17 protein-coding genes and 1 pseudogene are annotated in these 24,850 nt (G+C 71.5%); 2 read left to right on the plus strand and 16 right to left on the minus strand.

Annotated features, from left to right (window positions below; all coding sequences use genetic code 11):
• Window positions 1–30 precede the first annotated feature (30 nt).
• From C8250_RS13840 to C8250_RS13855, 4 genes are all read right to left on the minus strand, one after another.
• A complete protein-coding gene (locus C8250_RS13840; RefSeq protein WP_138358684.1) occupies window positions 31–924 on the minus strand; it encodes an AraC family transcriptional regulator in 894 nt (297 codons plus the stop codon).
• Between the two features lie 82 nt (window positions 925–1,006).
• Window positions 1,007–4,105, minus strand: a complete 3,099-nt coding sequence (locus C8250_RS13845) for an endo-alpha-N-acetylgalactosaminidase family protein (protein WP_138358663.1) — start codon at window positions 4,103–4,105, stop codon at window positions 1,007–1,009.
• A 267-nt stretch (window positions 4,106–4,372) separates the two neighbouring features.
• Complete coding sequence (locus tag C8250_RS13850; RefSeq protein WP_307811231.1) at window positions 4,373–5,518, minus strand: sensor histidine kinase; 1,146 nt, start codon at window positions 5,516–5,518, stop codon at window positions 4,373–4,375.
• A complete protein-coding gene (locus tag C8250_RS13855; RefSeq protein WP_138358665.1) occupies window positions 5,515–6,198 on the minus strand; it encodes a response regulator transcription factor in 684 nt (227 codons plus the stop codon). Before C8250_RS13855 ends, C8250_RS13850 begins: the two co-directional genes overlap by 4 nt.
• 208 nt (window positions 6,199–6,406) lie before the next feature.
• Here C8250_RS13855 and C8250_RS13860 point away from each other — a divergent pair, with 208 nt between their 5' ends.
• Window positions 6,407–7,309, plus strand: a complete 903-nt coding sequence (locus tag C8250_RS13860) for a hypothetical protein (RefSeq protein WP_138358666.1) — start codon at window positions 6,407–6,409, stop codon at window positions 7,307–7,309.
• A 114-nt stretch (window positions 7,310–7,423) separates the two neighbouring features.
• Here the strand turns inward: C8250_RS13860 and C8250_RS13865 are convergent, their stop codons facing one another.
• The 11 genes and pseudogenes from C8250_RS13865 to C8250_RS13915 all read right to left on the minus strand — a co-directional run.
• Entirely contained in the window at window positions 7,424–8,884 is a 1,461-nt protein-coding gene (locus C8250_RS13865; protein WP_138358668.1) for a glutamate synthase subunit beta, read from the minus strand.
• The gene (gene gltB, locus C8250_RS13870) at window positions 8,877–13,415 is read right to left on the minus strand and encodes a glutamate synthase large subunit (RefSeq protein ID WP_138358669.1); all 4,539 of its coding nucleotides are present in this window, start codon (window positions 13,413–13,415) and stop codon (window positions 8,877–8,879) included. Before gltB ends, C8250_RS13865 begins: the two co-directional genes overlap by 8 nt.
• 305 nt (window positions 13,416–13,720) lie before the next feature.
• A complete protein-coding gene (locus C8250_RS13875; RefSeq protein WP_138358671.1) occupies window positions 13,721–14,455 on the minus strand; it encodes a VIT1/CCC1 transporter family protein in 735 nt (244 codons plus the stop codon).
• A gap of 171 nt (window positions 14,456–14,626) precedes the next feature.
• Complete coding sequence (lgt, locus tag C8250_RS13880) at window positions 14,627–15,607, minus strand: prolipoprotein diacylglyceryl transferase (protein ID WP_138358672.1); 981 nt, start codon at window positions 15,605–15,607, stop codon at window positions 14,627–14,629.
• A gap of 109 nt (window positions 15,608–15,716) precedes the next feature.
• The gene (locus C8250_RS13885) at window positions 15,717–16,523 is read right to left on the minus strand and encodes a thioredoxin domain-containing protein (RefSeq protein ID WP_138358674.1); all 807 of its coding nucleotides are present in this window, start codon (window positions 16,521–16,523) and stop codon (window positions 15,717–15,719) included.
• An 82-nt stretch (window positions 16,524–16,605) separates the two neighbouring features.
• The gene (gene trpA / locus C8250_RS13890; RefSeq protein WP_138358675.1) at window positions 16,606–17,442 is read right to left on the minus strand and encodes a tryptophan synthase subunit alpha; all 837 of its coding nucleotides are present in this window, start codon (window positions 17,440–17,442) and stop codon (window positions 16,606–16,608) included.
• The gene (gene trpB, locus C8250_RS13895; RefSeq protein WP_138358677.1) at window positions 17,439–18,686 is read right to left on the minus strand and encodes a tryptophan synthase subunit beta; all 1,248 of its coding nucleotides are present in this window, start codon (window positions 18,684–18,686) and stop codon (window positions 17,439–17,441) included. The genes trpA and trpB overlap by 4 nt, the downstream gene beginning before the upstream one ends.
• Before the next feature lie 206 nt (window positions 18,687–18,892).
• Entirely contained in the window at window positions 18,893–19,702 is an 810-nt protein-coding gene (gene trpC, locus C8250_RS13900; protein ID WP_138358678.1) for an indole-3-glycerol phosphate synthase TrpC, read from the minus strand.
• A gap of 296 nt (window positions 19,703–19,998) precedes the next feature.
• A complete protein-coding gene (locus C8250_RS13905) occupies window positions 19,999–20,388 on the minus strand; it encodes a DUF2752 domain-containing protein (protein WP_232484840.1) in 390 nt (129 codons plus the stop codon).
• Window positions 20,389–20,579: 191 nt separating this feature from the next.
• The gene (locus C8250_RS13910; RefSeq protein ID WP_138358680.1) at window positions 20,580–20,789 is read right to left on the minus strand and encodes an HGxxPAAW family protein; all 210 of its coding nucleotides are present in this window, start codon (window positions 20,787–20,789) and stop codon (window positions 20,580–20,582) included.
• A gap of 145 nt (window positions 20,790–20,934) precedes the next feature.
• Window positions 20,935–21,470: pseudogene (locus C8250_RS13915) on the minus strand (TIGR02234 family membrane protein); the annotation flags it as partial.
• A 470-nt stretch (window positions 21,471–21,940) separates the two neighbouring features.
• Between C8250_RS13915 and C8250_RS13920 the strand changes: the two are divergent.
• Window positions 21,941–23,248: a peptidase S8 gene (locus C8250_RS13920; protein ID WP_138356916.1), complete on the plus strand. Its 1,308-nt coding sequence runs from the start codon at window positions 21,941–21,943 to the stop codon at window positions 23,246–23,248.
• 76 nt (window positions 23,249–23,324) lie between these two features.
• Here the strand turns inward: C8250_RS13920 and C8250_RS13925 are convergent, their stop codons facing one another.
• Window positions 23,325–24,848, minus strand: coding sequence for an anthranilate synthase component I (locus tag C8250_RS13925; protein ID WP_138356917.1), 1,524 nt, complete (start codon window positions 24,846–24,848; stop codon window positions 23,325–23,327).
• Window positions 24,849–24,850: the final 2 nt, after the last annotated feature.

Here is a 24,850-nt window from a genome sequence, read left to right on the forward strand (position 1 = left end):
CGGACATGCTGCCGTACGAGGTGGTCCAGGTCACGGCCCGGGGTGATCTGCGGCCTGCCGGGTGATCTTCCGGGGGTCGAGGTGGTCGGTGGACCAGCCGCCGGGGACGGTGCGGTACTGCTGTTCGCGGAAGCGTACGGGGGCGGCGCCGACCCGGCGGGTGAACAGCCGGCTGAAGTAGGCGGGGTCCTCGTAGCCGACGCGGCGGGCGACGGCGGCGACCGGCAGGTCGGTGGCGGCGAGGAGTTCCTTGGCGCGGCCGAGCCGGATGCCGAGCAGGTAGTCCTTGGGGCTGCAGCCGGCGCTGCGGCGGACCGCGGCGCGCAGTTCGGCCAGCGTCATGCCGTGCCGGGCGGCGTGTTCCGCGATGGTCAGCGGCAGGAACGCGTCGCGGGCGAGGGCGTCGAGCACCCGGTCGCCGTCGCCGGTGGTGTCGGCGCGGGCGCGGCGCAGGGCGACGAGGAGTTCATGGACGGCGGCGGAGCTCTCGACTTCCAGGAGCGGGTTTCCGGGGCGGGCCGCGCGGGCGATGCGGGCGATGACGGCGCGCGGTCCCGTGGTGTCGCTGAGCGGGACGATGGGCCGGTCGGGCTCGATGTAGCCGAGTTCGGTGTAGGTGGCGGCGGCCGGTCCGGTGAAGTCGACGAAGCTCTCGTCCCAGCCGCTGCCGGGGTGCGGCGCGTAGTGGTGTTCGGCGTCGGGGGTGAGCCACAGCAGGGTGGGCGCGGTGATCTCCACGGCGTCGCCGCCGCGGTGCCGGAACCAGCCGGAGCCGGCGCTGATGACGACGGCGACGTGGTGGTCGATGGTGCGCGGCCCGACGGTGGGCAGCGCTCCGTGCTGCATGCCGACGCCGAGGCATACCAGGCCGAGCCGGTGGTGGACCGGGTTCGGGGAGAAGTAGCGCATCCATGTGTGGAACATCGAGGACTGATCTTGGCTCATGGAGTGCGGTGCTGGCCAGGGGGTCGGGGCCACGCCCCCGGCCCCCTGGCGGTTTGGGGTGTTATGCAGGACCGAGGTCCGTGACGGTGAAGGTGTCGAGGGAGAACTCGGCGGTGCCGCTGTCGCCGGCCTTGCGCAGCCCCACCCAGGCGTCGCCGTCGGCGGGGGCGGTGAACTCATAGCTGTGGGTGGCGGGCGTCCGGGCGGCGGGCAGCAGCGTCCGGGACAGTTCGGTGGTTTCCGGGCGGTCGGTGGCGGTGATCCAGGCGTACTGGCCGGCTTCCTCGTTCTCGTAGCGGAACGTGACGCGGTAGCGGCGGCCGGGGGCGAAGCGGGCGGTGTGCGGGACGGTCCGGTAGATCAGCCCGTCGTTCTCGCCGCGGGACTTGAGGGACTGGGTGCCGTCGATGATGTCGTCGATCACCTTGCCGTTCCAGCCGGCCTGGGTGAACGGGGAGTGCCGCTGCGCGATGTGGGTGCGGGGGTCGGTGACGTCGCCTGCGTCGCCCTTGACGAAGGCGCCCCAGCCCTGGGGGACGTTCTCGAAGTCCTCGTGGACGAGGGCGCCGGGGCTGCGGGTGGGGAGGGCGGCGACGACACGGACGTTGTCGAAGGTGACGCGGGCCGCTCCCTCGTCGGCGCGCAGGGCGAGGGTGACCGGGCCGCCGCCTTCGGGGACGGTGAACCAGGTGAACATCCGCTGCATGCGGGAGCCGTGCTTGCGGTCGGCGGCGACGTAGTTGCCCGCGGTGGAGGTGTCGGTCCAGTTGACGGCGGTGACGCCGTCGGCGGTACGGACCTCCAGGGCCGCCCTGCGCCGCTCCCCCGCGGTGGCGCCGACCTCGACCTGGACGGAGGCCGCGTAGCTGCCGGGCCGCAGCCGCGTCAGGCGCTGGCCGACGAAGGCGGCGGGGCCGGCGCCGATGACGAGTTCGTAGTCGCCGATGGGGTTGCGGACGACGGTCGCCGGCCCGTTGACGTGCCAGTCGTCGAGCCGGCCGGAGTGGAAGCCGGGGTCGTGGATCACGGTGCCCTCGCCCCAGCCGGGGGCGGCCTGGCGGGGCGCCCGGTCGCGGTACACGACGTAGGGCTGTCCGGCCTCGGCGGGCACGGTGACGGAGCCGGACCGGACCGGCAGGTCGCCTTCGAAGCGGCGGCCCTGGTCGGTGAGGCGGTAGAGGCTGACGGTGCGGGCCGCCGCCCAGCCGGCCGGCAGCCGCCAGGTGGAGGCGCCGCCCGCCGGGTTGTAGTGGTAGAGCTTCGGCGGGTTTTTGGCCTGCCGCGGCTCCCAGGGCAGCAGGTAGCTGCCGCCGCGGTAGACGGTGCGGCCGTCGGTGGTGATGGTCTTCGTGCCGTCGGCGTCGGTCACCGAGGTGGCGGTGGGTCCGGAGAAGGTGATCTCGTGGTCGGTCCAGGTGCTGATCGGGTACGCCTGGAGGTACTTGGCGGGCAGGTTCTCCGTCCAGACGGTGCGGTAGAAGGCGTTCCAGTCGGTCTTGCCGACCCAGCCCTCGAAGGTGCCGAGCTTGGCGGTGCCCAGCAGCGGCCACTTGTCGGCGAAGACGTCCTTCTGATGGTGCCGCACCATGCGGATGAGCTGCGAGTTGATGCCGCGCGAGGTGTCGCCGCCGTAGTCGGTCTCGTTCGCCCAGTGCGACCACAGGGAGGAGCGCTCCAGGCCGTGGCCCCATTCGCTGGTGACGTTCCAGCCCTGGGCGCGCAGATGGCGCTGGAGCCGGTCGGAGGTCCAGCCCGACTCGCGGAACACGTCGAGGTAGATCGTGTTGAGCGCCGGGTGGGTCTCGTCGCGCAGCTGCTGGAAGCGGGCGGCGATGTCGCCGCTGATCAGGTCGCGGCGGGCGTTGATCCGATAGGACTGGTCGAGCCAGTCCCACTGCTGGTCGGTCTTGTCGACGAGCTGGTCGGAGAAGGCGTTGGCCACCGGGTAGGACTCGGTGGCGTTGACGTGGACGGCGAAGTCGCTGTTCCAGCGGGCGCCGCGGGCGACGAGGGTGTTGAGGTCGGCGAGGCCGCCCGCACGCCGGTTGTAGTTGCCGCCGTAGTCGGGGTGCGCGGAGTCGTGGCCCTCGGACTGGTAGCCCTTGAGGAGGGTGAACTGCCGCAGCCCGTCGGTGGCCAGGGAGATCCGCTTGACGTTGTCGAGGGTGGCCAGGAACGGGTTGGTGGCCTGGCTGGCGAAGTTGAACGGGATGTGCGGGACGACCCGCAGGTGCTGGGTGTCGGCGCCGAGCGGGGTGACGGCGATGTCCCGCAGTGCGATCGCCGCGTCCTGCCAGTCGGCCTTCCCGTCGCCGTTGCGGTCCCGGGTGACGATGACCTTGGCGTACGGCAGCGGCTCGGTGTCGGTGGTGGCGGCGCCGGCGGCCCGGTACGTCCACTGGCCGGGCGCCAGCCCGGATTCGATCCAGCCGTCGCCGGCCAGGGTCTGCCGCCAGAAGCGGCCGTTCTCCCAGGTGGTGCCCTGCGCGCCGACCGGCTTGTCGTAGACGGTGTTGCTCTCGATCGCGGCGCCGAGCGCGTCGGTGGCGACGACCGCGTACGCGCAGCCGGTGGCCGCCGCCTCGGCGGGTGTGGTGGCGGTGACGCGGACCAGGGTGTCGCCGCTGGTGGCCTTGTCGAGCTGCAGCTTCGCGGCGAGCAGGGTGGCCCCCGGCTGGTCGCTGCGCACGCTCAGCAGCCGCAGTCCGGGGATCTGCAGGGTGCCCACGCGCAGGCTGTCGGTGTCGGCGATGGCGGTGACACGGAATTCGGCGGTCCAGCCGTCGACGGCGATCTGCGCTTCGATGCGCGTCCCGCCGTCGAAAGTGAGGGTGTACGCGATGCGGTGGGCGCGGACCGCGCTGGTGACCTGCGGGGTGTGGACGGCGCCGTCGATGAGGACGGTGCTCGCGGGGGCGGGCGCGCCGTGGATGACGGCGCCGGTGCCGCGGTCGGTGTAGGAGGCGATGCCGGGGAAGGCGGTGTGGACGCGGACGTCCAGCTGCGCCGAGCGGATCACCGCTCGGCCCGCGGCGGCCGTCGCGGCGGCGGCGCTGCCCTGTCCGGGGACGAGCGCCGCGGCCAGTCCGGCGGCTGCGGTGGAGAGCACCACCGCGCGGCGGCTGGGACCGGCTTCCATGCTGGTGTCGGGGGCGGACATCGCACTCCTCACTACGGCATAACTACGGCATCGCCACGGCATGGCGGTGCTGCTGGACGCACCGCCGGTTGCCGTGGGCGGCACAGCCGGTGACCACCGGCTGTACAGCTGCTTCACAGGTCGATCGCCCTACACCTTGCGTCGCGGGGACCCGGCGCGCCCATGGACAAAGGTGGGCCGCTGTTGGACTCATGGGTCGGGCCGGAATCGACTGCCCGCGCATCCGCCGGGTGCACGCTTCCGGCCGGGTCCGCGCGGCCGGCGGGTTCACGCGTCGAGTGACAGCGTCGCCAGGATCTGCCAGCCGCCCTCGGGGGCCGGGCCCGCGGTGAGTTCGCCGCCCAGCGCCTCGGCACGCTCCTGGAGCCCGACCAGGCCGTAGCCGCCGCCGAACGCCTGCGCGGAGAGGCGGGCGGCGCCGGTGCCGTCGTCGGTGATGCGCAGTTCGAGCCCCGCGGGCACGGAGCGCAGGCCGATGCGGACGGCGGTGGCGTCGGCGGCGTGCTTGCGGATGTTGGTGAGCGCCTCGCGGACGATGCGGTGCACTCCGGCGGCGACGTCCGAGGGGATCCGTTCGTCCAGACCCCGCTCCACGTACAGCACGACGGGCGGCCCGACCTCGGAGAAGGCCTCGGCCAGCTCCCTGACCTGGACGATGCCGGCGACCGGCGTGGTCTCGGCGGCGCCTTCGCGCAGCACCCGCACCAGCCGCCGCATCGCCGCGAGCGCCTCGCCCGAGGAGTTCTCGATACGGGCGAAGGTGGCGTCCGCCTGCTCGCCCGACACCCCCGTGTAGCGGGCGGCGCGCGCCTGGACGGCGATGCCGGTGACGTGGTGCGCGACGAGGTCGTGCAGTTCGCGGGCGAGTTCCAGGCGCTCGGCTGAGCGGACGGCGGCGAGGTCGTTGACGCGCTGGCCGGCCTGCTGGCGCTGGATGAGGGAGTACGCGGTGACGAGGACGGTCAGCACCCCGTACAGGACGGTGAAGGCGCCGGGGCTGACGTCCCGCATGGGGGCGGTGACGCAGGCGACGCCCAGCATCGGTCCGAGGATCGCCGCCGTGCGGGCGGGGCAGCGCTGCACCACGGCGGCGAGCAGCACGAGCAGGGCGATGCCCTCGCCCAGGCCCCAGGTGACCTCCGGGTGCTCCCCCGCCATGAGGATGATCGAGGCGGTCCAGGAGACGGCGACGGCCACGCAGGCCCGGGGGACGAGCGGGACGCGGGTGTAGGGCACGACGCACAGGCAGACGATGATGCCCGCGGCCCAGACGATCGCGTGCGGGCGGCTCGGCTGCTGGGCGAGGACCACGCCCTCGAAGCTGACCAGGAACAGCAGCACCGCGCAGAGCGTGATCTTGGCCGCGACGGCCAGCCCCGGGTGCCGGACCGCCCACCCGGGCAGATTGTTCACGCGGGCCCGCCTCCCGGCCCGGCGGCCAGCCCGCTCTCCCACGCCCAGGCCGCGATCTCGACCCGGTTGCGGGCCTCGAGCTTGATCTGCACATGGCCCAGGTGGGTCTTGACGGTGGAGAGGGACACGAACAGCTCGGAGGCGATCTCCGCGTTCGTCATACCGCGGGCCAGGCACCGCACGACGTCCTGCTCGCGTTCGGTGAGCGGCTCGGCGGGCTGCCGTACGGGACCGGCCCCCGGCGAGCCGGCGGCCGGTGCCATGTCGCGCAGCAGCCGCACGGTGATGGCGGGCGAGATCAGCGAGTCGCCGACCGCGGCGGCCCGCACCGCCTCGACGAGCATGGCGGGGCTGGAGTCCTTGAGCAGGAAGCCGCAGGCGCCGTTGCGCAGCGCGGTGTGCACGTATTCGTCCAGGTCGAAGGTGGTGACGATGACGACGCGGGGCGGCCGGACCACCTCGGGGGCGCACAGCAGCCGGGTCACTTCCAGGCCGTCGAGTCCCGGCATCCGGATGTCGAGGAGGCAGACGTCGGGGTGCAGCCGGCGGGCGGCGTCGAGGGCGGCCTCACCGTCGACGACATCGGCGACGACGTCGATGTCCGGCTCGCTGTCCAGGATCATCCGGAAACCGGTCCTGACCATCTCCTGGTCATCGGCGATGACCACGCTGATCGTCATGCGTTCCCTTCGGGCCGGTCCCGGGTTCCCGTGTTCCTCCATGGGACCGGGGGTCCTCGGCCCCCGCAACCGCAGAGCGGGCACACCGTACGGTCCCGCGATCTTTGTGCCCCCGCACGGAGGCACCACCAGTGGTTTCCGCGTCTCCCCCGGTGCGGACGCGTAATCTCGAAAGGCCACCGGTCCGCACGGTGGCCGGCGGGGGGAGATGGCTGTGACCGAGATCGAGCACGGGTTCCCGCACCTGGCCACGATCCAGAGCTCGCTCACCGCGCTGTACCGGCGGCTGTCCGCCGACACGGTCGAGCAGTACCCGGCGAGCGTGCGCCCGGAGTCGGTGGAGTTCCCGCCGGACGAGGACCCGTATCTGGGGGCGCAGCGCGTGGCGCGTGTGATGCTGCAGCACTTCCGGCTGCCGGACGCCCGGATGGTGGTGGGGTTCCGCGACATGGTGCACGCGGGCAGTGTCGAACTGGCGGCGGGCCCCGAGTACTTCGTCGAGCTGCACTCCCGCTTCAAGACGGACCGCCGCGATGTGGGCGCGGCGCTGGCGCACGAGGTCATGCACGTCTACCTGCACCGGCTCGGTCTGGAACTGCCCGGCACCCGCGACAACGAGATCCTGACCGACACCGCGACGGCGTTCCTCGGGGCGGGCTGGCTGCTGCTGGACTCGTACCGGGAGGAGCCGGCGATCCGGGAGGACCGGCTGATGATGTCCGCGTACAAGCTGGGCTATCTGACGCCGGAGGAGTACGGCTATGTGCTCGCGAAGCGGGCGCTGGTCTTCGGCGACGACATCGAGCCGTGGTTCAGCAGCCCGCTGGCGCGTGACGCCTACCGGGCCGGGCTGGTCCTCGCCGAGCAGGAGCGGCGGCAGCCGCCGCTGCTCGCCGCCGGCTGGACGGCCCGGCGGCGCTACGCCAGGGACCGGCGCGCGGGCACCGCGCAGCCCGCGGCACCGCTGGGCGGCTACTCCTTCGAGGCGACGAACCCGCCGCGGGTCTCCTTCCCCTGCCCCACCTGCCATCAGCGGATCCGGGTCCCGGTGCGCGGCCGCGTCACCGCCCGCTGCACGCTCTGCCGGACGGTGCTGGAGTGCGACACCTGAGATCGGCCGGCGGGTCCGGAAAAGGTGCGCGGCGCCTGCCCCCGTGGTCGGGGTGGGCAGGCGCCGCGTCATGTTCCGCACTTCGTTGTGCGGGACAGCTCGGGGTGGTGCGGATCAGACGGAGACCGGGCGGTCCGTAGGGCGGACCGGGGACGGCAGGGTGCTGGCGCCGGTCAGGAAGCGGTCCACCGCGCTGGCGGCCGAGCGGCCCTCGGCGATGGCCCACACGATGAGCGACTGGCCGCGGCCCGCGTCACCGGCGACGAACACGCCGCCGACGTTGGTCGCGTAGTCCTGGTCGCGGGCGATGTTGCCGCGCGCGTCCAGTTCCAGGCCGAGCTGGTCGATCAGGCCGTTCTTCTGGTCGGTGCCGGTGAAGCCCATGGCCAGCGTGACGAGCTGGGCCGGGATGGAGCGCTCGGTGCCCGGCTGCGGCACGAACTTCCCGTCCTGGAACACCACCTCGACCAGGTGCAGCGACTGGACGTTGCCGTCCTCGTCGCCCTCGAACTTCACGGTGTTGACGGCGTAGACGCGCTCGCCGCCCTCCTCGTGCGCCGAGGTGACCTTGTACGTCATCGGCATCGTCGGCCAGGGCTGGTTCTCCGGGCGGTCGTCGGACGGCCGCGGCATGATCTCCAGCTGGGTGACCGAGGCCGCGCCCTGGCGGTGGGCGGTGCCGACGCAGTCGGCACCGGTGTCGCCGCCGCCGATGACGACCACGTGCTTGCCCTCGGCGGTGATCGGCGGAGCGACGAAGTCGCCCTCCTGCACCTTGTTGGCGAGCGGCAGGTACTCCATCGCCTGGTGGATGCCGCCGAGCTCACGGCCGGGCACCGGCAGATCGCGGGCCTGGGTGGCGCCGGCGGCGATGACGACGGCGTCATAACGCTTCTTGAGCTTGTCGCCCAGCAGGTCGGTGCCGATCTGGACACCGGTGCGGAACTTGGTGCCCTCGGCGCGCATCTGCTCGATACGGCGGTTGATGTGCCGCTTTTCCATCTTGAACTCGGGGATGCCGTAGCGCAGCAGGCCGCCGATGCGGTCGGCGCGCTCGTACACCGCGACCGTGTGGCCGGCGCGGGTCAGCTGCTGGGCGGCGGCCAGACCGGCCGGGCCCGAGCCGATGACGGCGACGGTCTTGCCGGACAGCCGCTCCGGCGGCTGCGGCGTCACGTCACCGCTGTCCCAGGCCTTGTCGATGATGGTGACTTCGACATTCTTGATGGTGACGGCGTCCTGGTTGATGCCCAGCACACAGGCGGACTCGCAGGGCGCGGGGCACAGCCGCCCGGTGAACTCCGGGAAGTTGTTGGTCGCGTGCAGCCGCTCGCTGGCCGCGGTCCAGTCCTCGCGGTAGGCGTAGTCGTTCCACTCGGGGATGAGGTTTCCGAGCGGACAGCCGTTATGGCAGAACGGGATACCGCAGTCCATGCAGCGGCCGGCCTGCTTGCTGATGATCGGCAACAGCCCGCCGGGGATGTAGACCTCGTTCCAGTCCTGCTTGCGCTCCTCGACGGGACGCCGGTCGCACAGCTGGCGGGGCGTGGTGAGGAAGCCCTTGGGGTCAGCCATTAGCCGCCTCCATCATCTTCGCGGTGGTCTCGGACTCGGAGAGTCCGGCCTGCTCGGCGGCGTTCTTGGCGGCGAGCACTGCCTTGTAGTCCCTCGGCATGACCTTGCCGAAGCGGGTGAGGGTGGTTCCCCAGTCGCCGAGCAGCTTCTCGGCGACGGTGGAGCCGGTCTCCTCCTGGTGGCGGCGCACGACATCGTGCAGCCACGTGATGTCCTCGGCGTCGAGCGCCTCGACATTGACCATGCCGGTGTTGACGTTGTCCGGGTCGAGGTCCAGGACGTACGCGATACCGCCGGACATGCCGGCCGCGAAGTTGCGGCCCGTCTCGCCCAGGACGACGGCCCGGCCGCCGGTCATGTACTCGCAGCCGTGGTCGCCCACGCCCTCCGAGACGACGGTGGCACCGGAGTTGCGGACGCAGAACCGTTCGCCGGTCCGGCCGCGCAGGAACAGCTCGCCGCCGGTCGCACCGTACGCGATGGTGTTGCCCGCGATGGTGGAGAACTCGGCGAGGTGGTCGGCACCGCGGTCCGGGCGGACGATGACGCGGCCACCGGACAGGCCCTTGCCGACGTAGTCGTTGGCGTCGCCCTCCAGGCGGAGCGTGATGCCCCGGGGGAGGAAGGCGCCGAACGACTGGCCGGCGGAGCCGGTCAGGGTGACGTCGATGGTGTCCTCGGGCAGGCCCGCGCCACCGTACTTCTTCGTCACCTCGTGGCCGAGCATGGTGCCGACCGTGCGGTTGACGTTGCGGATCGGGAGCTGGATACGGACCGGGGCGCCGGTGGCCAGCGCCTCCTCGGCGAGCTGGATCAGCGTGTTGTCGAGCGCCTTCTCCAGACCGTGGTCCTGCACCGTTACCTGGTGCCGGACCGCGCCGTCGGGCAGCTCCGGCACGTACAGCAGCGGGGCCAGGTCCAGGCCCTGCGCCTTCCAGTGGTCGACGGCGCGGCCGGCGTCGATGAGCTCGGCGTGGCCGACGGCCTCCTCGATGGTGCGGAAGCCCAGCTCGGCGAGGATCTCGCGGACCTCTTCGGCGATGAACTCGAAGAAGTTGACGATGTACTCGGCCTTGCCGCTGAAGCGCTCGCGCAGCACCGGGTTCTGGGTGGCGACGCCGACCGGGCAGGTGTCCAGGTGGCAGACGCGCATCATGATGCAGCCCGAGACGACCAGCGGTGCGGTCGCGAAGCCGAACTCCTCGGCGCCCAGCAGGGCGGCGATGACGACGTCACGGCCGGTCTTGAGCTGGCCGTCGGTCTGCACGACGATACGGTCGCGCAACCCGTTGAGCAGCAGCGTCTGCTGGGTCTCGGCCAGGCCGAGCTCCCAGGGGCCGCCCGCGTGCTTGAGCGAGGTGAGCGGCGAGGCGCCCGTTCCGCCGTCGTGGCCGGAGATCAGGACGACGTCCGCGTGTGCCTTGGAGACACCGGCGGCGACGGTGCCGACGCCGACCTCGGAGACCAGCTTGACGTGAATGCGCGCCTTGGGGTTGGCGTTCTTCAGGTCGTGGATCAGCTGGGCGAGGTCCTCGATCGAGTAGATGTCGTGGTGCGGCGGCGGCGAGATCAGGCCGACGCCGGGCGTGCTGTGCCGGGTCTTGGCGACCCAGGGGTAGACCTTGTGGCCGGGCAGCTGGCCGCCCTCGCCGGGCTTGGCGCCCTGCGCCATCTTGATCTGGATGTCGTCGGAGTTCACCAGGTATTCGCTGGTCACGCCGAAGCGGCCGGAGGCGACCTGCTTGATGGCGCTGCGCCGGGCCGGGTCGTAGAGCCGCTCGGCGTCCTCGCCGCCCTCACCGGTGTTGGACTTGCCGCCCAGCTGGTTCATGGCGATGGCGAGGGTCTCGTGCGCCTCCATGGAGATGGAGCCGTACGACATGGCGCCGGTGGAGAAGCGCCGGACGATCGAGGAGACCGGCTCGACCTCGTCGATGGAGATCGGGGTACGGCCCTCCTTGAAGTTGAACAGCCCGCGCAGCGTCATCAAACGCTCCGACTGCTCGTCGACGCGGCTGGTGTACTGCTTGAAGATGTCGTAGCGGCGGGTGCGCGTGGAATGCTGCAGCCGGAAGACCGTGTCCGGGTCGAACAGGTGCGGCTCGCCCTCGCGGCGCCACTGGTACTCGCCGCCGATGTCGAGGCGGCGGTGCGCGGCGGCGATGCCGGAGACCGGGTAGGCCTTGGCGTGCCGGGCGGCGACCTCCTGGGCGACCACGTCGAGGCCGGAGCCGCCGAGCTTGGTGTCGGTGCCGTGGAAGTAGGTGTCCACGAACTCGGTGTCCAGGCCGATGGCCTCGAAGACCTGAGCGCCGCGGTAGGAGGCGACGGTGGAGATGCCCATCTTGGACATGACCTTCAGGACGCCCTTGCCGAGCGCCTTGATGAGGTTGCGGATCGCGTCCTCGGCCTCGATGCCCTGCAGGAAGGTGTCCGCGCGCGCCAGGTCCTCGACGGACTCCATGGCCAGGTACGGGTTGACGGCCGCGGCACCGTAGCCGATGAGCAGCGCGACGTGGTGCACCTCGCGCACATCGCCGGCCTCGACGATCAGGCCGACCTGGGTGCGCTGCTTGGTACGGATCAGGTGGTGGTGGACGGCCGAGGTGAGCAGCAGCGACGGGATCGGCGCGTGCTCGGCGTCGGAGTGCCGGTCGGACAGCACGATGAGGCGCGCGCCGTCCTCCATCGCGGTGTCGACCTCGGCGCAGATCTCGCTGAGGCGCGCCGCGAGGGACGCGCCGCCGCCCGCGACCCGGTACAGGCCGGACAGGGTCGCGGCGCCGAGGCCGGGCAGGTCGCCGTCGGCGTTGATGTGGATGAGCTTGGCCAGCTCGTCGTTGTCTATCACCGGGAAGGGCAGCACGACGTTGCGACAGGAGGCCGGTGACGGCTCCAGCAGGTTGCCGCCGGGGCCGACCGTGGAGATCAGCGAGGTGACGAGCTCCTCGCGGATGGCGTCCAGCGGCGGGTTGGTGACCTGCGCGAAGAGCTGGGTGAAGTAGTCGAAGAGCAGCCGGGGGCGGTCGGACAGCGCCGCGATCGGCGAGTCGGTGCCCATGGAGCCGAGCGGCTCGCCGCCGGTCTTGGCCATCGGGGCGAGGATGACGCGCAGCTCTTCCTCGGTGTAGCCGAAGGTCTGCTGGCGGCGGGTGACCGAGGCGTGGGTGTGCACGATGTGCTCACGCTCGGGCAGGTCCTCCAGGGCGATCAGCCCGGCGTCGAGCCACTCCGCGTACGGGTGCTCGGCGGCCAGCGCCGTCTTGATCTCGTCGTCCTCGATGATGCGGTGCTCGGCGGTGTCGACGAGGAACATCTTGCCGGGCTGCAGCCGTCCCTTGCGGACGATCTTGCCGGGCTCGATGTCCAGGACGCCGGACTCCGAGGCGAGCACGACGAGGCCGTCGTCGGTCACCCAGTAGCGGCCGGGGCGCAGACCGTTGCGGTCCAGGACCGCGCCGACCTGGGTGCCGTCGGTGAAGGTGACACAGGCCGGCCCGTCCCAGGGCTCCATGATCGTGGAGTGGTACTGGTAGAACGCGCGGCGGGCGGGCTCCATCGAGGCGTGGTTCTCCCATGCCTCGGGGATCATCATCAGCACGCTGTGCGGCAGCGAGCGGCCGCCGAGGTGCAGCAGTTCCAGCACCTCGTCGAAGGACGCGGTGTCCGAGGCGCCCGGGGTGCAGACCGGGAAGACCCGCTCCAGGCTGCCGTCGAACAGGTCGCTGTCGAGCTGCGACTCGCGGGCCCGCATCCAGTTGCGGTTGCCCTTGACGGTGTTGATCTCACCGTTGTGCGCCACGAACCGGTACGGGTGGGCCAGCGGCCAGCTCGGGAAGGTGTTGGTGGAGAAGCGGGAGTGCACCAGGGCGATCGCGGTGGCGGTCCGCCGGTCCGACAGGTCCGGGAAGAACGGCTCCAGCTGCCCGGTGGTGAGCATGCCCTTGTAGATGATCGTGCGCGCGGACAGCGACGGGAAGTAGACGTCGGCCTCGCGCTCGGCGCGCTTGCGCAGCACGAAGGCGGGCCGGTCCAGCGCCAGGCCGGACCTGGTGCCCGAGGCGTCGGCGACGAAGAGCTGGGCGAAGTGCGGCATCGTCGAGCGGGCCGTGGCACCCAGCAGCTGCGGCGCGACGGGGACCTCGCGCCAGCCGAGGACGCTGAGGCCCTCTTCGACGGCGATCCTCTCGATCGCGTCGACGGCCTTGGTGCGGTCCTCGGTGTCGACGGGCAGGAATCCGATGCCTACGGCGTAGTGGCCGGCCCCGGGGAGGGCGAACCCGGCGGCTTCGCGCAGAAACGCGTCCGGGACCTGGAGGAGGATGCCCGCGCCGTCACCCGAGTCGGGTTCGGAACCGGTGGCACCGCGGTGCTCCAGATTGCGCAGAACGGTCAGTGCCTGCTCGACCAGCGCGTGGCTGGCCTCGCCCGTCAGGGTGGCCACGAAGCCGACGCCACAGGCGTCGTGCTCGTTGCGGGGGTCGTACATTCCCTGCGGGGCGGGTCGCCCGTCCATGAACGCGGAACGCATCGGCTCTCCCGTCGTCGTCATTGGCATATATGCAGTGCCTGTCATAGGCATGCGCAATAGGGACGACGTTGGCCCTCTGCGATTTCGTGCAGGTTACATGATGACCGAGTGTTCGAGAAGCGGATACTCAGTTCCATCATGTGGACAAGGTGCGGTGTATGCAGGGAGTACGCAGTACCTACGGACCATGTCGTTACAGAGTTGCCCGGGGCGGATCCCGCCCGGCGCCACGGTCTGATGCCCGGTGGCGCGGTACCTGAAACGAGAGGGAAACAACAGGAGGCTTGTGGCCTCGATCACGCGGCTCAGCCGACGGCGGTACCGATGAATGAACCCAGTACGAAGGTAACCCCGGCAGCCGCTCCGCCCAACAGGAGCTGCCGGATTCCGCTGAACCACCACGAGCGGGCCGTCACCCGGGCCACCGCGGCACCGCAGCCGAACAGCCCGATCAGCGCCAGCACCAGCGCGGGCCACAGCGCCGTGGCGCCCAGCAGATAGGGCAGCACCGGCAGCAGCGCGCCGAGCGCGAAGGACACGAACGAGGAGCCGGCCGCCACCAGCGGCGACGGCAGGTCCGCCGGGTCGATGCCCAGTTCCTCGCGGGCGTGTATCTCCAGCGCCTGCTCGGGGTCGGCCGACATCTGCCGGGCCACCTCCATCGCCAGCTCGGGCTCCACACCGCGGGACACGTACAGCGCGGCCAGCTCCCGCAGCTCGTCCTTGGGGTGCCGGCTCAGCTCCAGCCGTTCGATGGCCAGCTCCGCCTCGACCAGTTCGCGCTGCGAGGCCACCGAGGTGTACTCCCCCGCCGCCATCGAGAACGCGCCGGCCGCCAGCCCCGCCAGCCCGGTGACCACGATCACCTTCGTGTCGACGTCACCGCCGGCGACACCGGTCATCAGCGCGAGGTTCGACACCAGTCCGTCCATCGCCCCGAACACCGCGGGCCGCAGCCAGCCACCGCTGACGTCCCGGTGGGTGTGGTGCGCGACGTGGTACGGCGCGGGCTTCTCGTCGGTCTCGACGGCCGTCGACATGTGGCGGTACTCCCTCCGACCGGAGCACGCGCCCCGGTCCCCTCCCTGCGAACACCCCGAAGGTACGCGCGAATTCCGCCGCATTCCAGCTAGGAAAGGCTGTCCTACCTGCGAAAACACCGCGGCCGCCGGACTCGGAAGAGCCGGCGGCCGCGGGAGGAGCGAGGGGGTTCAGGAGGATTTGGACGCCTCTGCGCCGTCGTTCTCCGACACCTTCGCGCCAGAGTTCGAGGCTTCGGAATCCTCGGCGTCGGAGCCCTGGGAATCGGCGTCCTTGCCGTTCTTCCCGGCGTCCGCGTCCGCGGTGCCCTTGTCCAGGCTCACGTCGCCGCCCGCCGCCGCCGGCTCCACGACCGTCTCGACGCCCGGGTGCCACCGCGCCGACAGCACCATGTAGACCACGGCGCCGATGAAGACGACGATCGAGGTCCAGTCGTTCAGCCGCAGACCCAGGATGTGGTGGGCGTCGTCGACGCGCATGTACTCGATCCAGAAGCGGCCCACACAGTACGACGCGACGTACAGCGCGAAGGCCCGGCCGTGGCCGAGGCCGTACTTGCGGTCCGCCCAGATCACCAGCAGCGCGACACCGACGCACCACAGCGACTCGTACAGGAACGTCGGGTGGTAGGTGCCGCCCGGGTGGCTGTCGGTGGCGCTGATCTTCAGCGCCCACGGCAGGTCGGTGGCGCGCCCGTAGAGCTCCTGGTTGAACCAGTTGCCCCAGCGGCCGCAGGCCTGCGCCAGCGCGATGCCCGGGGCGAGGGCGTCCGCCCAGGCCGGCAGCGGGATGCCCCGGCGGCGGCAGCCGATCCAGGCGCCGACCGCACCGAGCGCGATCGCGCCCCAGATGCCGAGGCCGCCCTCCCAGATCTTGAACGCGTTGACCCAGTCCTTGCCGTCACCGAAGTACAGCTCGTAGTCGGTGATGACGTGGTAGAGCCGGCCGCCGACGAGTCCGAAGGGCACCGCCCACACGGCGATGTCCGCGACGGTCCCCTTCTGGCCACCGCGGGCCACCCACCGCTTGTTTCCGAGCCAGACGGCTACGAAGACGCCGATGATGATGCAGAACGCGTAGCCGCGGAGCGGGATGGGTCCGAGGTACACCACACCGCTGGACGGACTGGGAATGAAAGCGAGGATCTCCATAGCAGGGCCGACGCTACCGTGCCGGGCGGGTGGAGTGGCAACCAGCCCGGCTACGGACGCGTAACGGCCCTGCCGTCGTGATGCGGTCGTGATGCGGTCGGGACGGGTGTCAGGACGTGGGGGTCGGCGTGACGGTGCCCGCCTTCTTGCCCTTGTTGGCCGCCTCGACCTGCTGCTTGAGCTTGTCCGGGGTCAGCGGGTCGGTCTGGTTTCCGTAGACGCTCTTGCCGTTGAGCAGCACGGTCGGGGTGGAACTGAAGCCGGAGCCGCCGAAGGCGGCGGCCGACTTCTTGATCCAGCTGTCGTACGTGCCGTTGTTCACACACGCGGTGAAGGTGTCGGTCTTCAGCCCCGGCACCTTGTCGGCGAGCTCCAGCAGATACGCCTTGTCCCCGAACTTGTCCTCCCGCTCGTCCGGCTGGTTCTCGTAGAGAACGTCGTGGAACGCCCGGAACTTGCCCGCGTCCTGCGCGCAGACGGCGGCGTTGCCCGCGTTCAGCGAGCCGGTACCGCCCATGTTGCCGTCGATGATCGTCACCAGGTGGTAGTCGGCCTTCAGCGCGCCGCTGTCCTCCAGGGAGTGCACGGTGTCGCGGAAGGTCTTCTCGAACATGCCGCAGCCGGGGCAGCGGAAGTCCTCGTAGACGGTCAGGGTGGACGGCGCGTCGGCCGCGCCGGTGGGAATGACGAGGTTGTCGTTGCCGGTCGCGCCCTTGGGGGACGCCACCGGTTTGGCCGGTTCGCTCTTGTGGTTGGCCAGCACCCCGGCCACCACCCCGGCAATCGCCAGGACCACGACGACGGCACCGCCGACGATCAGTGTCCTCTTGCGTTTGTCGCGCGCCTTGTCCTTCTCGCGCTGTCCATGCATCGCCTCACGGGCGGTGCGCTTTCCCTCACGGTTCTTCTGGCTCACACCCCTGGACAACGAACCGGGGAGGCGCCGCTGCGCCTCCCCGGTCCTGATTCGCCCTAATGAGGGACTAAAACGATCTGTCCTACCGGCTCTGCCGGACCGCCCCGGTGCGCTTGCGGACGCCCGCCGCCAGCTCGCCGGCCAGCTCCCGCACCCCGGCCAGACCCGCTTCCAGGTCGGGCGCGTCCAGAAGCCGCTTGACGAACGCGGAGCCGACGATGACGCCGTCCGCGAAGGCGGCGACCTCGGCGGCCTGCTCGGGGTTGGAGACGCCCAGGCCGACACAGACCGGCAGGTCCGTGGTGGCGCGGGTGCGCAGGACGAGGTCGGCCGCCTGCTCGCCGACGCTCACCCGGGTGCCGGTGACGCCCATCAGCGACGCCGCGTAGACGAAACCGGTGCCCACCGCGGTGATCTTGGCGAGCCGCGCGTCGCGGCTGCTCGGCGCGACCACGAAGACGGTGGCCAGACCGTGCAGCTCCGCGGCCTTGCGCCACACCTCGGACTCCTCGACCGGCAGGTCGGGCAGGATGCAGCCGGCGCCGCCCGCCTCGGCGAGGTCGGCGGCGAACCGATCGGCGCCGTACCGGTCGACGGGATTCCAGTACGTCATGACCAGCACCGGCGCTCCGGTGGCGGCGTGCGCCTCGCGGACGGTGCGCAGCACGTCCTTGATCCGGACGCCGCCGCGCAGCGCGATGTCGTCGGCGGTCTGGATGACCGGTCCGTCGAGCACCGGGTCGCTGTGCGGCAGGCCGATCTCGACGACGTCGCAGCCGCCTTCGAGCATCGCCTTGACGGCTTCGATTCCGCCGTCGACGGTGGGGAATCCGGCCGGGAGGTAGCCGACCAGCGCGGCCCGGTTCTCGGCCTTCGCCGCGGCCAGGGCCGCGTTCAACAGCGCGATGTTGCCGCTCACTTGGCTTCCCCCTGCTCGTTCTCGTTCTCGTACAGACCGAAGTAGCGGGCCGCGGTGTCCATGTCCTTGTCGCCGCGTCCGGAGAGGTTCACCAGGAGCAGGGCGTCCGGGCCCAGTTCGCGGCCGATCTCCAGCGCTCCGGCGAGCGCGTGCGCGCTCTCGATCGCGGGGATGATGCCCTCGGTGCGCGACAGCAGGCGCAGTGCCTGCATCGCGTCGTCGTCGGTGACCGCGCGGTACTCGGCGCGGCCGGTGTCCTTGAGGTAGGAGTGCTCCGGGCCGACGCCCGGGTAGTCCAGTCCCGCCGAGATCGAGTACGGCTCGGTGATCTGCCCCTCGTCGTCCTGCAGGACGTAGGAGCGGGAGCCGTGCAGGATGCCGGGCTCGCCCTGGCTGAGGGTCGCGGCGTGCTCGCCGGTCTCCACGCCGTGGCCTGCGGGCTCGCAGCCGACGAGGCGTACGCCCGCGTCGGGGAGGAAGGCGTGGAAGAGCCCGATGGCGTTCGAGCCACCGCCGACGCAGGCGACGGCGACGTCCGGGAGCCGTCCGGTGCGCTCCAGGATCTGCCGGCGGGCCTCGACGCCGATGACCCGGTGGAAGTCACGGACCAGCGCCGGGAAGGGGTGCGGTCCGGCCACCGTGCCGAAGAGGTAGTGGGTGCGGTCGACGTTGGCGACCCAGTCGCGGAACGCCTCGTTGATGGCGTCCTTGAGGGTGCGGCTGCCGGACGTCACGGAGACGACCTCGGCGCCGAGCATCCGCATCCGTGCGACGTTCAGCGCCTGGCGCTTGGTGTCGACCTCGCCCATGTAGATGGTGCACTCGAGGCCGAAGAGCGCGCACGCGGTGGCGGTGGCGACGCCGTGCTGGCCGGCGCCGGTCTCGGCGATGACGCGGGTCTTGCCCATCCGCTTGGTGAGCAGCGCCTGGCCCAGCACGTTGTTGATCTTGTGCGAGCCGGTGTGGTTGAGGTCCTCGCGCTTGAGGAACACCCGGGCGCCGCCCGCGTGCTCGGCGAACCGCGCGACCTCGGTGAGCGCGCTCGGCCGGCCGGTGTAGTTGACCATCAGGTCGTTCAGCTCAGCGGCGAAGGCCGGATCGGCCTTGGCCTTCTCGTACTCCGCGGCGACCTCGTCCACGGCGGCGACCAGCGCCTCCGGGATGAACTTGCCGCCGAACGCGCCGAAGTAGCCTTCGGCGCTCGGGATCCGACCCTCAGGATCGGGAATGAAGAATTCTGACATGGCAGACACAGGAGTCCCCTGACAGTGAAATGCGATGGCTGATGGAAGTGTCGCGGCTCAGCCGCGACGCCATCGCATTCCGTTGACCTGTCCGGGCTCGCCGCCGATCACATAACGCACCCGACGGCCCAATACGCGACGCGCCGGCGCCCGGCAGCCGCGGGGGCGGCAACCGGGGGCGAGGCGCGTCGAGATCGACATGGGGGTTACTTCCGCCCGAACCGCAGGGCGGGGTGGGCGCCGGCGGCCACGAGGTCGGCGACGGCCGCCCGCGGGTCCTTGCCGGTCACCAGGGACTCGCCGACGAGCACGGCGTCGGCGCCGTCGTTGGCGTACGCGATGAGGTCGTGCGGGCCGCGGACACCGGACTCGGCGATCTTCACGATCTCGTCCGGGATCTCGGGCGCGATGCGCGCGAAGTTGCCGCGGTCGACCTCGAGGGTCTTGAGGTTCCTGGCGTTGACGCCGATGATCCGGGCGCCGGCGTCGACCGCGCGGGCGACCTCCTCCTCGTCGTGCACCTCGACGATCGGGGTGAGCCCGATCGAGGTCGCACGCTCGATGAGCGAGACCAGCGCGTCCTGCTCCAGGGCGGCGACGATCAGCAGGGCGAGGTCGGCACCGTAGGCGCGGGCCTCCCACAGCTGGTACGCGGTGACGATGAAGTCCTTGCGGAGCACCGGGATGTCGACCTTGGCGCGGACCGCTTCGAGGTCGGCGAGGGAGCCGCCGAACTTGCGCTGTTCGGTGAGGACGCTGATGACCGCGGCGCCGCCCGCCTCGTAGTCGGCGGCGAGCCCGGCCGGGTCGGCGATGGCGGCCAGCGCGCCCTTGGAGGGGCTGGAGCGCTTGACCTCGCAGATGACCTTGACGCTGTCACCGCGCAGCGCGGCGACTCCGTCCATCGCTTCGCGTGCCTTGGCGGCCCGCTCCTTGAGCTCGTCGATGGAGACCTGAGCCTGCCGGTCGGCGAGGTCGGCGCGGACTCCGTCGATGATCTCGTCGAGCACACTCACGCGAGCGGTCCCCTTCCGGGCTGGGTGGTGGAGCACGGTCCGTACACCGAAACGATCAAGCCAGTCAACGATCAAGCCGGCAAATGCCTGCTTCGGCTCACTGATGGTATCCGGCCGAGGGCGGAGGGCGCGCATCCGGTCGATCCCGGTCCCACTACCTGGACAAATGCGGCCACCGGGGGTATCCGTCCGCCCTGCGTGGCACGGTTCCTCCGGCCGCCAGGGGGGCGGACCGGACAGCAGATGGCCGGTTCCTGCCATCACCCGGCGTACCGGGGCGCTGGAGCGCTGGAGCGCTACGGGGCGAGCGCCGATCCGAACGGAAGGTTCCGGGCGACGCTGAAGAACAGCGCCACCGCGCCGATCGCCCACCAGTACGCGGGCCGCATCCGGATCTCGAACGGACGGCCGCGCAGCGTCCGCGACAGCCACACCACCCAGACCACGGCGAAGAGCACATAGGCCGCCACCGCCAGCGCGTTCAGACCGAGAGCCGCGCCGAAGTCACCGTGCGCGACCGCGTGGGCGCTGCGCAGCCCGCCGCACCCGGGGCAGTAGATCCCGGTGTACTTCAGCAGCGGGCAGACCGGGTAGTGGCCGGGGGTGTTCGGGTCGACCGCTCCGACGTACGCGAAGGCGGCGACGACTCCCGCCAGCACCCCCAGCGGGACGGCGGCCCGCCGCAGCCGGCCGGCGGGCGGCGCGGGCTCCGGGGCGGACCACGGCTCGTGATGCGGCGCGGCGGTGCCGGCGGGCGGCGGCACGGCGGTCAGCTTGTCGGTCACGTGCCTGATTGTGCCCCGGGACGTACGAAGGCGCAGCCCCGGATCAGCCGGGGCCGCGCCTGTCGTGCGTGTCGTGCCGTTGGAGCCGGACGTCAGCTGTGGGCGGGCTTCCGGGGCTGGCCCAGGCCCATCGCGCGCATCACGAGGCCGACGACGCCGCCGAGCAGGACCACGACCAGGCCCGCCCAGAATCCGAGCGGCTCGGCCATCACCATGAAGGCACCCGAGACGCAGAATCCGATGAAGGCGATTATGACGCCGGTCCAGGCGGCAGGGGTGTGGCCGTGGTTGGTGCCCGCCATGAGTGCTCCCATTATGTTCTCGGTCGGGGAAGTTGTCCTCGTCCATTCTTGCGCGCTCCCGGAGCGCCTTGTGCACGGGGGTGCGGCGTGGGCCGGCCCCAGGTCGGCCCCACGCCGGCCCCCGGTCAGCCCCGGTCAGCCCCCCGGTCGGGTCCTCGCCGCGGTCGAGGGCCTTCCACAGCCCTCGGGGCGCTCGGGGTCCAGGGGGGCGGGCGCTGCGCCTGCGGGACGGCAGGCCGGTGGCCCCGTCCCGGTCGTAGCGGTTGGACATCCCCGGCCAGTGGCGGCCGCGCAGCACGGCCAGCATTCCGGCCGCGAGCAGCAGCGCCCCCGGCGGCGGCGGCCCATGGCCATGTGGTGGAACTCTCACCGACGACGGTCGTACTGGCCAGCGTCGTGGCGGCCGTGGCGGCCGCGTCCAGGGCGGAGCCGGGGCCGTCGGTGAGGGCTGCGGTCACGATGCCCGCGCCGCACAGCACGAGCAGTCCCGAGACGACGGCGCGGCCGATCCCGCGGACGGCGAACACGGCGACCAGCGCGGCGAGGCCGACGAGCGCGAGCGCGCCGGGCACGCCGGTGATCTCGCTGCCGGAGACGGTGAGCGCCACCGAGCCTCGGCGTACTTCGCGGTCCCGTGGGCCCAGGTCTTGCCCGCCGCGAGCAGCGTGAGGGCGGGCGCATGACGCCGAGCAGCAGCGCGAGGGCCAGGCTGCGGCGGCCAGTGCGGTGCGCTTACGGCCCCGTCACCACGGGGTCGGCGGCGTTCCGGGGCGGGCGCGGTGGGTTCAGGGGCGGTCCCGGGCGGAACCGGGACGGTCGCGGTGGTCGCGGATTCTTCGGCGGGGCGGGGCTGGGGCACGGCAGTCACGTAGACCACTATCGCGCGTCGGCCCGCGGGCGGCACAGGCGGGGGACCGATCAGGGACAGACCACCACGAGTCGATTTCATGCACCGACCAGCCCATGAGTGAGCAAGTTTTCACCCATGCGATCACTGCCGAAAGCAAAGCGGAGGTAGAGACTCCGTCTGCCGTCTTGTTGACGTGCGCCCGTCACCATACGTTCGCGCCGATCCCCCGTGCGACCACCTCGCTCCAGCGGATCAATTCCCCCCGCACAGCCCCCGGTTTACCGCCACAGGAGGCAGTACGTTGCGCACAACCCTTACTCCGGCGTCGCTTCGGCGCGCCGGACTCTCCCTCACCGCCGTCGCGGCACTGGCCCTGGCGGGCTTCGCCATCGCCCCGTCCGCCGACGCGCAGCCGGTCGCGCGGACCGCCGCGACCGCCCGGAACGTCGCAGTGAACGCGGACCAGGCCGTGCACACCGCGCGCGCCTGTGCCCTGCCCAAGGCGGGCGAGATGGCGTGCAAGGCGCTCCGCGTCACCAGCGGCACGGTGCACACCACCAACGTCCGAGGCACGACGATCACCCCCAATGCGGCCGCCGCCCCCACAGGTTACGGCCCGAGCGATCTTCAGAAGGCCTACGGGCTGACCTCCGCGGCGGCCGCCAACGGCGCCGGGCGGACGATCGCGATCGTCGACGCCTACGACGACCCGAACGCCGAGGCGGACCTCGGCGTCTACCGCGCGCACTACGGACTGCCGGCCTGCACCACGGCCAACGGCTGCTTCAAGAAGGTCAGTCAGACCGGCAGCACCACCGCGCTGCCCACCGCCGACGCCGGCTGGTCGGAGGAGATATCCCTCGACCTCGACATGGCCAGCGCGATCTGCCCCAAGTGCAAGATCCTGCTCGTCGAGGCCAAGACCCCCTCGATGGCGAACCTCGGCACCGCGGTGAACCGTGCCGTCACCCTGGGCGCGAAGTACGTCTCGAACAGCTACGGCGGCGGGGAGTCCTCCTCCGACGCCTCCTACGACAGCAGCTACTTCAACCACCCGGGTGTGGCGATCACGGTCAGCGCCGGTGACTCCGCCTACGGCGCCGAGTACCCCGCCGCCTCCAAGTACGTGACCTCGGTCGGCGGCACCGCCCTCAAGACCGCCTCCAACGCCCGCGGCTGGACCGAGACCGTCTGGTCCACGAACAGCACCGAGGGCACCGGCTCCGGCTGCTCCGCCTACGACGCCAAGCAGTCCTGGCAGCAGGACACCGGCTGCGCCAAGCGGACCATCTCCGACGTCTCGGCGGTCGCCGACCCGGCCACCGGTGTCGCGATCTACGACTCGTACGGGATCGCCGCCGGCTACTACACCTTCGGTGGCACCAGCGCCTCGGCGCCGATCATCGCGGGTGTGTACGCCATCGCCGGCGCCCCGTCGTCCGGTTCGTACCCGACCTCGTTCCCGTACGCCCACACCTCGGCGCTCAACGACGTGACGAGCGGCTCCAACGGCAGCTGCTCGGGCTCGTACCTGTGCACCGCCAAGGCCGGATACGACGGCCCGACGGGACTCGGCACCCCGAACGGCACCTCGGCCTTCACGGGCTGACGGCCCCGTGAAGCACGGCGGGGCGGCCCGATCCGGGGCGCCCCGCCTTCGCGTTTTCCCACCGGCGTTCCCGCGGTCACGCCTGCGCGTCGGTGTGCAGCCGGCTCGCGGTCGCCACCGCGCGCAGCACCGCCGCCGCCTTGTTTCGGCACTCGGTGTCCTCAGCGACCGGGTCCGAGTCGGCGACGACACCGGCGCCCGCCTGGACGTACGCGGTGCCGTCGCGCAGCAGCGCGGTGCGGATGGCGATCGCGGTGTCGGAGTCGCCGGCGAAGTCCAGATAGCCGACGCAGCCGCCGTACAGACCGCGGCGGACCGGCTCCAGCTCGTCGATGATCTGCATCGCGCGCGGCTTGGGGGCGCCCGAGAGGGTGCCGGCCGGGAAGCAGGCCGTCAGCACGTCGAAGGCGGTGCGGCCCTCGGCCACCCGGCCGGTGACGGTCGAGACGATGTGCATGACGTGGCTGTAGCGCTCGACGGACATGAAGTCCACGACCTCGACGCTGCCCGGTTCGCACACCCGCCCCAGGTCGTTGCGGCCCAGGTCCACCAGCATCAGATGCTCGGCACGCTCCTTGGGATCCGCCATCAGTTCCTCCCCGAGCGCCGCGTCCTCCTGCGGGGTCGCACCGCGCGGCCGGGTGCCGGCGATCGGGTGCACCAGCGCCCGGCCGTCCTCGACCTTGACCAGCGCCTCGGGGCTGGAGCCCACGACGTCGAAGCCGTCGAAGCGGAACAGGTACATGTACGGACTCGGGTTGGTCGCCCGCAGCACCCGGTACACGTCCAGCGCGCTCGCCGGACACGGGGTCTCGAACCGCTGCGAGGGCACCACCTGGAACGCCTCGCCCGCCCGGATCCGCTCCTTGATGTCCTCGACGGCCGCCTGGTAGGCCGCCGATCCCCAGCGCCCGGTGAACTCCGGCAGCTCCGAGGCGGGCAGCTCGACGGCGGCCGACCCGGCCGGCCGGGCCAGGTCCGCGGCCATCGCGTCCAGCCGGGCGACGGCGTCGGCGTACGCCTCGTCGATGCCGGTGGCCAGGTCGTTGTGGTTGATCGCGTTCGCGATCAGCAGCACGCTGCCGTCCCAGTGGTCCAGCACCGCCAGGTCCGAGGTGAGCAGCATCGTCAGCTCGGGCAGCCGCAGTTCGTCCTCGCCGTGCTCGCCGATCTTCTCCAGGCGGCGCACGATGTCGTAGCCGAGGTAGCCGACCATCCCGCCGGTGAACGGCGGCAGCCCGCCGCCCGCGTGCAGGTCGCGCGGGGTGTGCAGGGTCTCGACCGTGACCCGCAGCGCCTCCAGCGGATCGCCGCCGGTGGGCACGCCCACCGGCGGGGTCCCCTGCCAGTGCGCCTGCCCGTCGCGCTCGGTCAGCGTCGCGGCGCTGCGCACCCCGACGAACGAGTACCGCGACCACGAGCGGCCGTTCTCCGCCGACTCCAGCAGGAACGTCCCAGGACGCTCGCCCGCGAGCTTGCGGTACAGCCCGACCGGGGTGTCGCCGTCCGCCAAAAGCCTCCGGCTGACGGGGATCACCCGGCGGTCCTCCGCCAGCTTGCGGAACGTTTCGAGGTCGGGCGCGACAGTAGCGGTGGTCATAG

It is taken from the genome of Streptomyces sp. So13.3 (genome assembly GCF_005860785.2).
In the GTDB taxonomy this organism is placed as follows: Bacteria; Actinomycetota; Actinomycetes; order Streptomycetales; family Streptomycetaceae; genus Actinacidiphila; species Actinacidiphila fildesensis.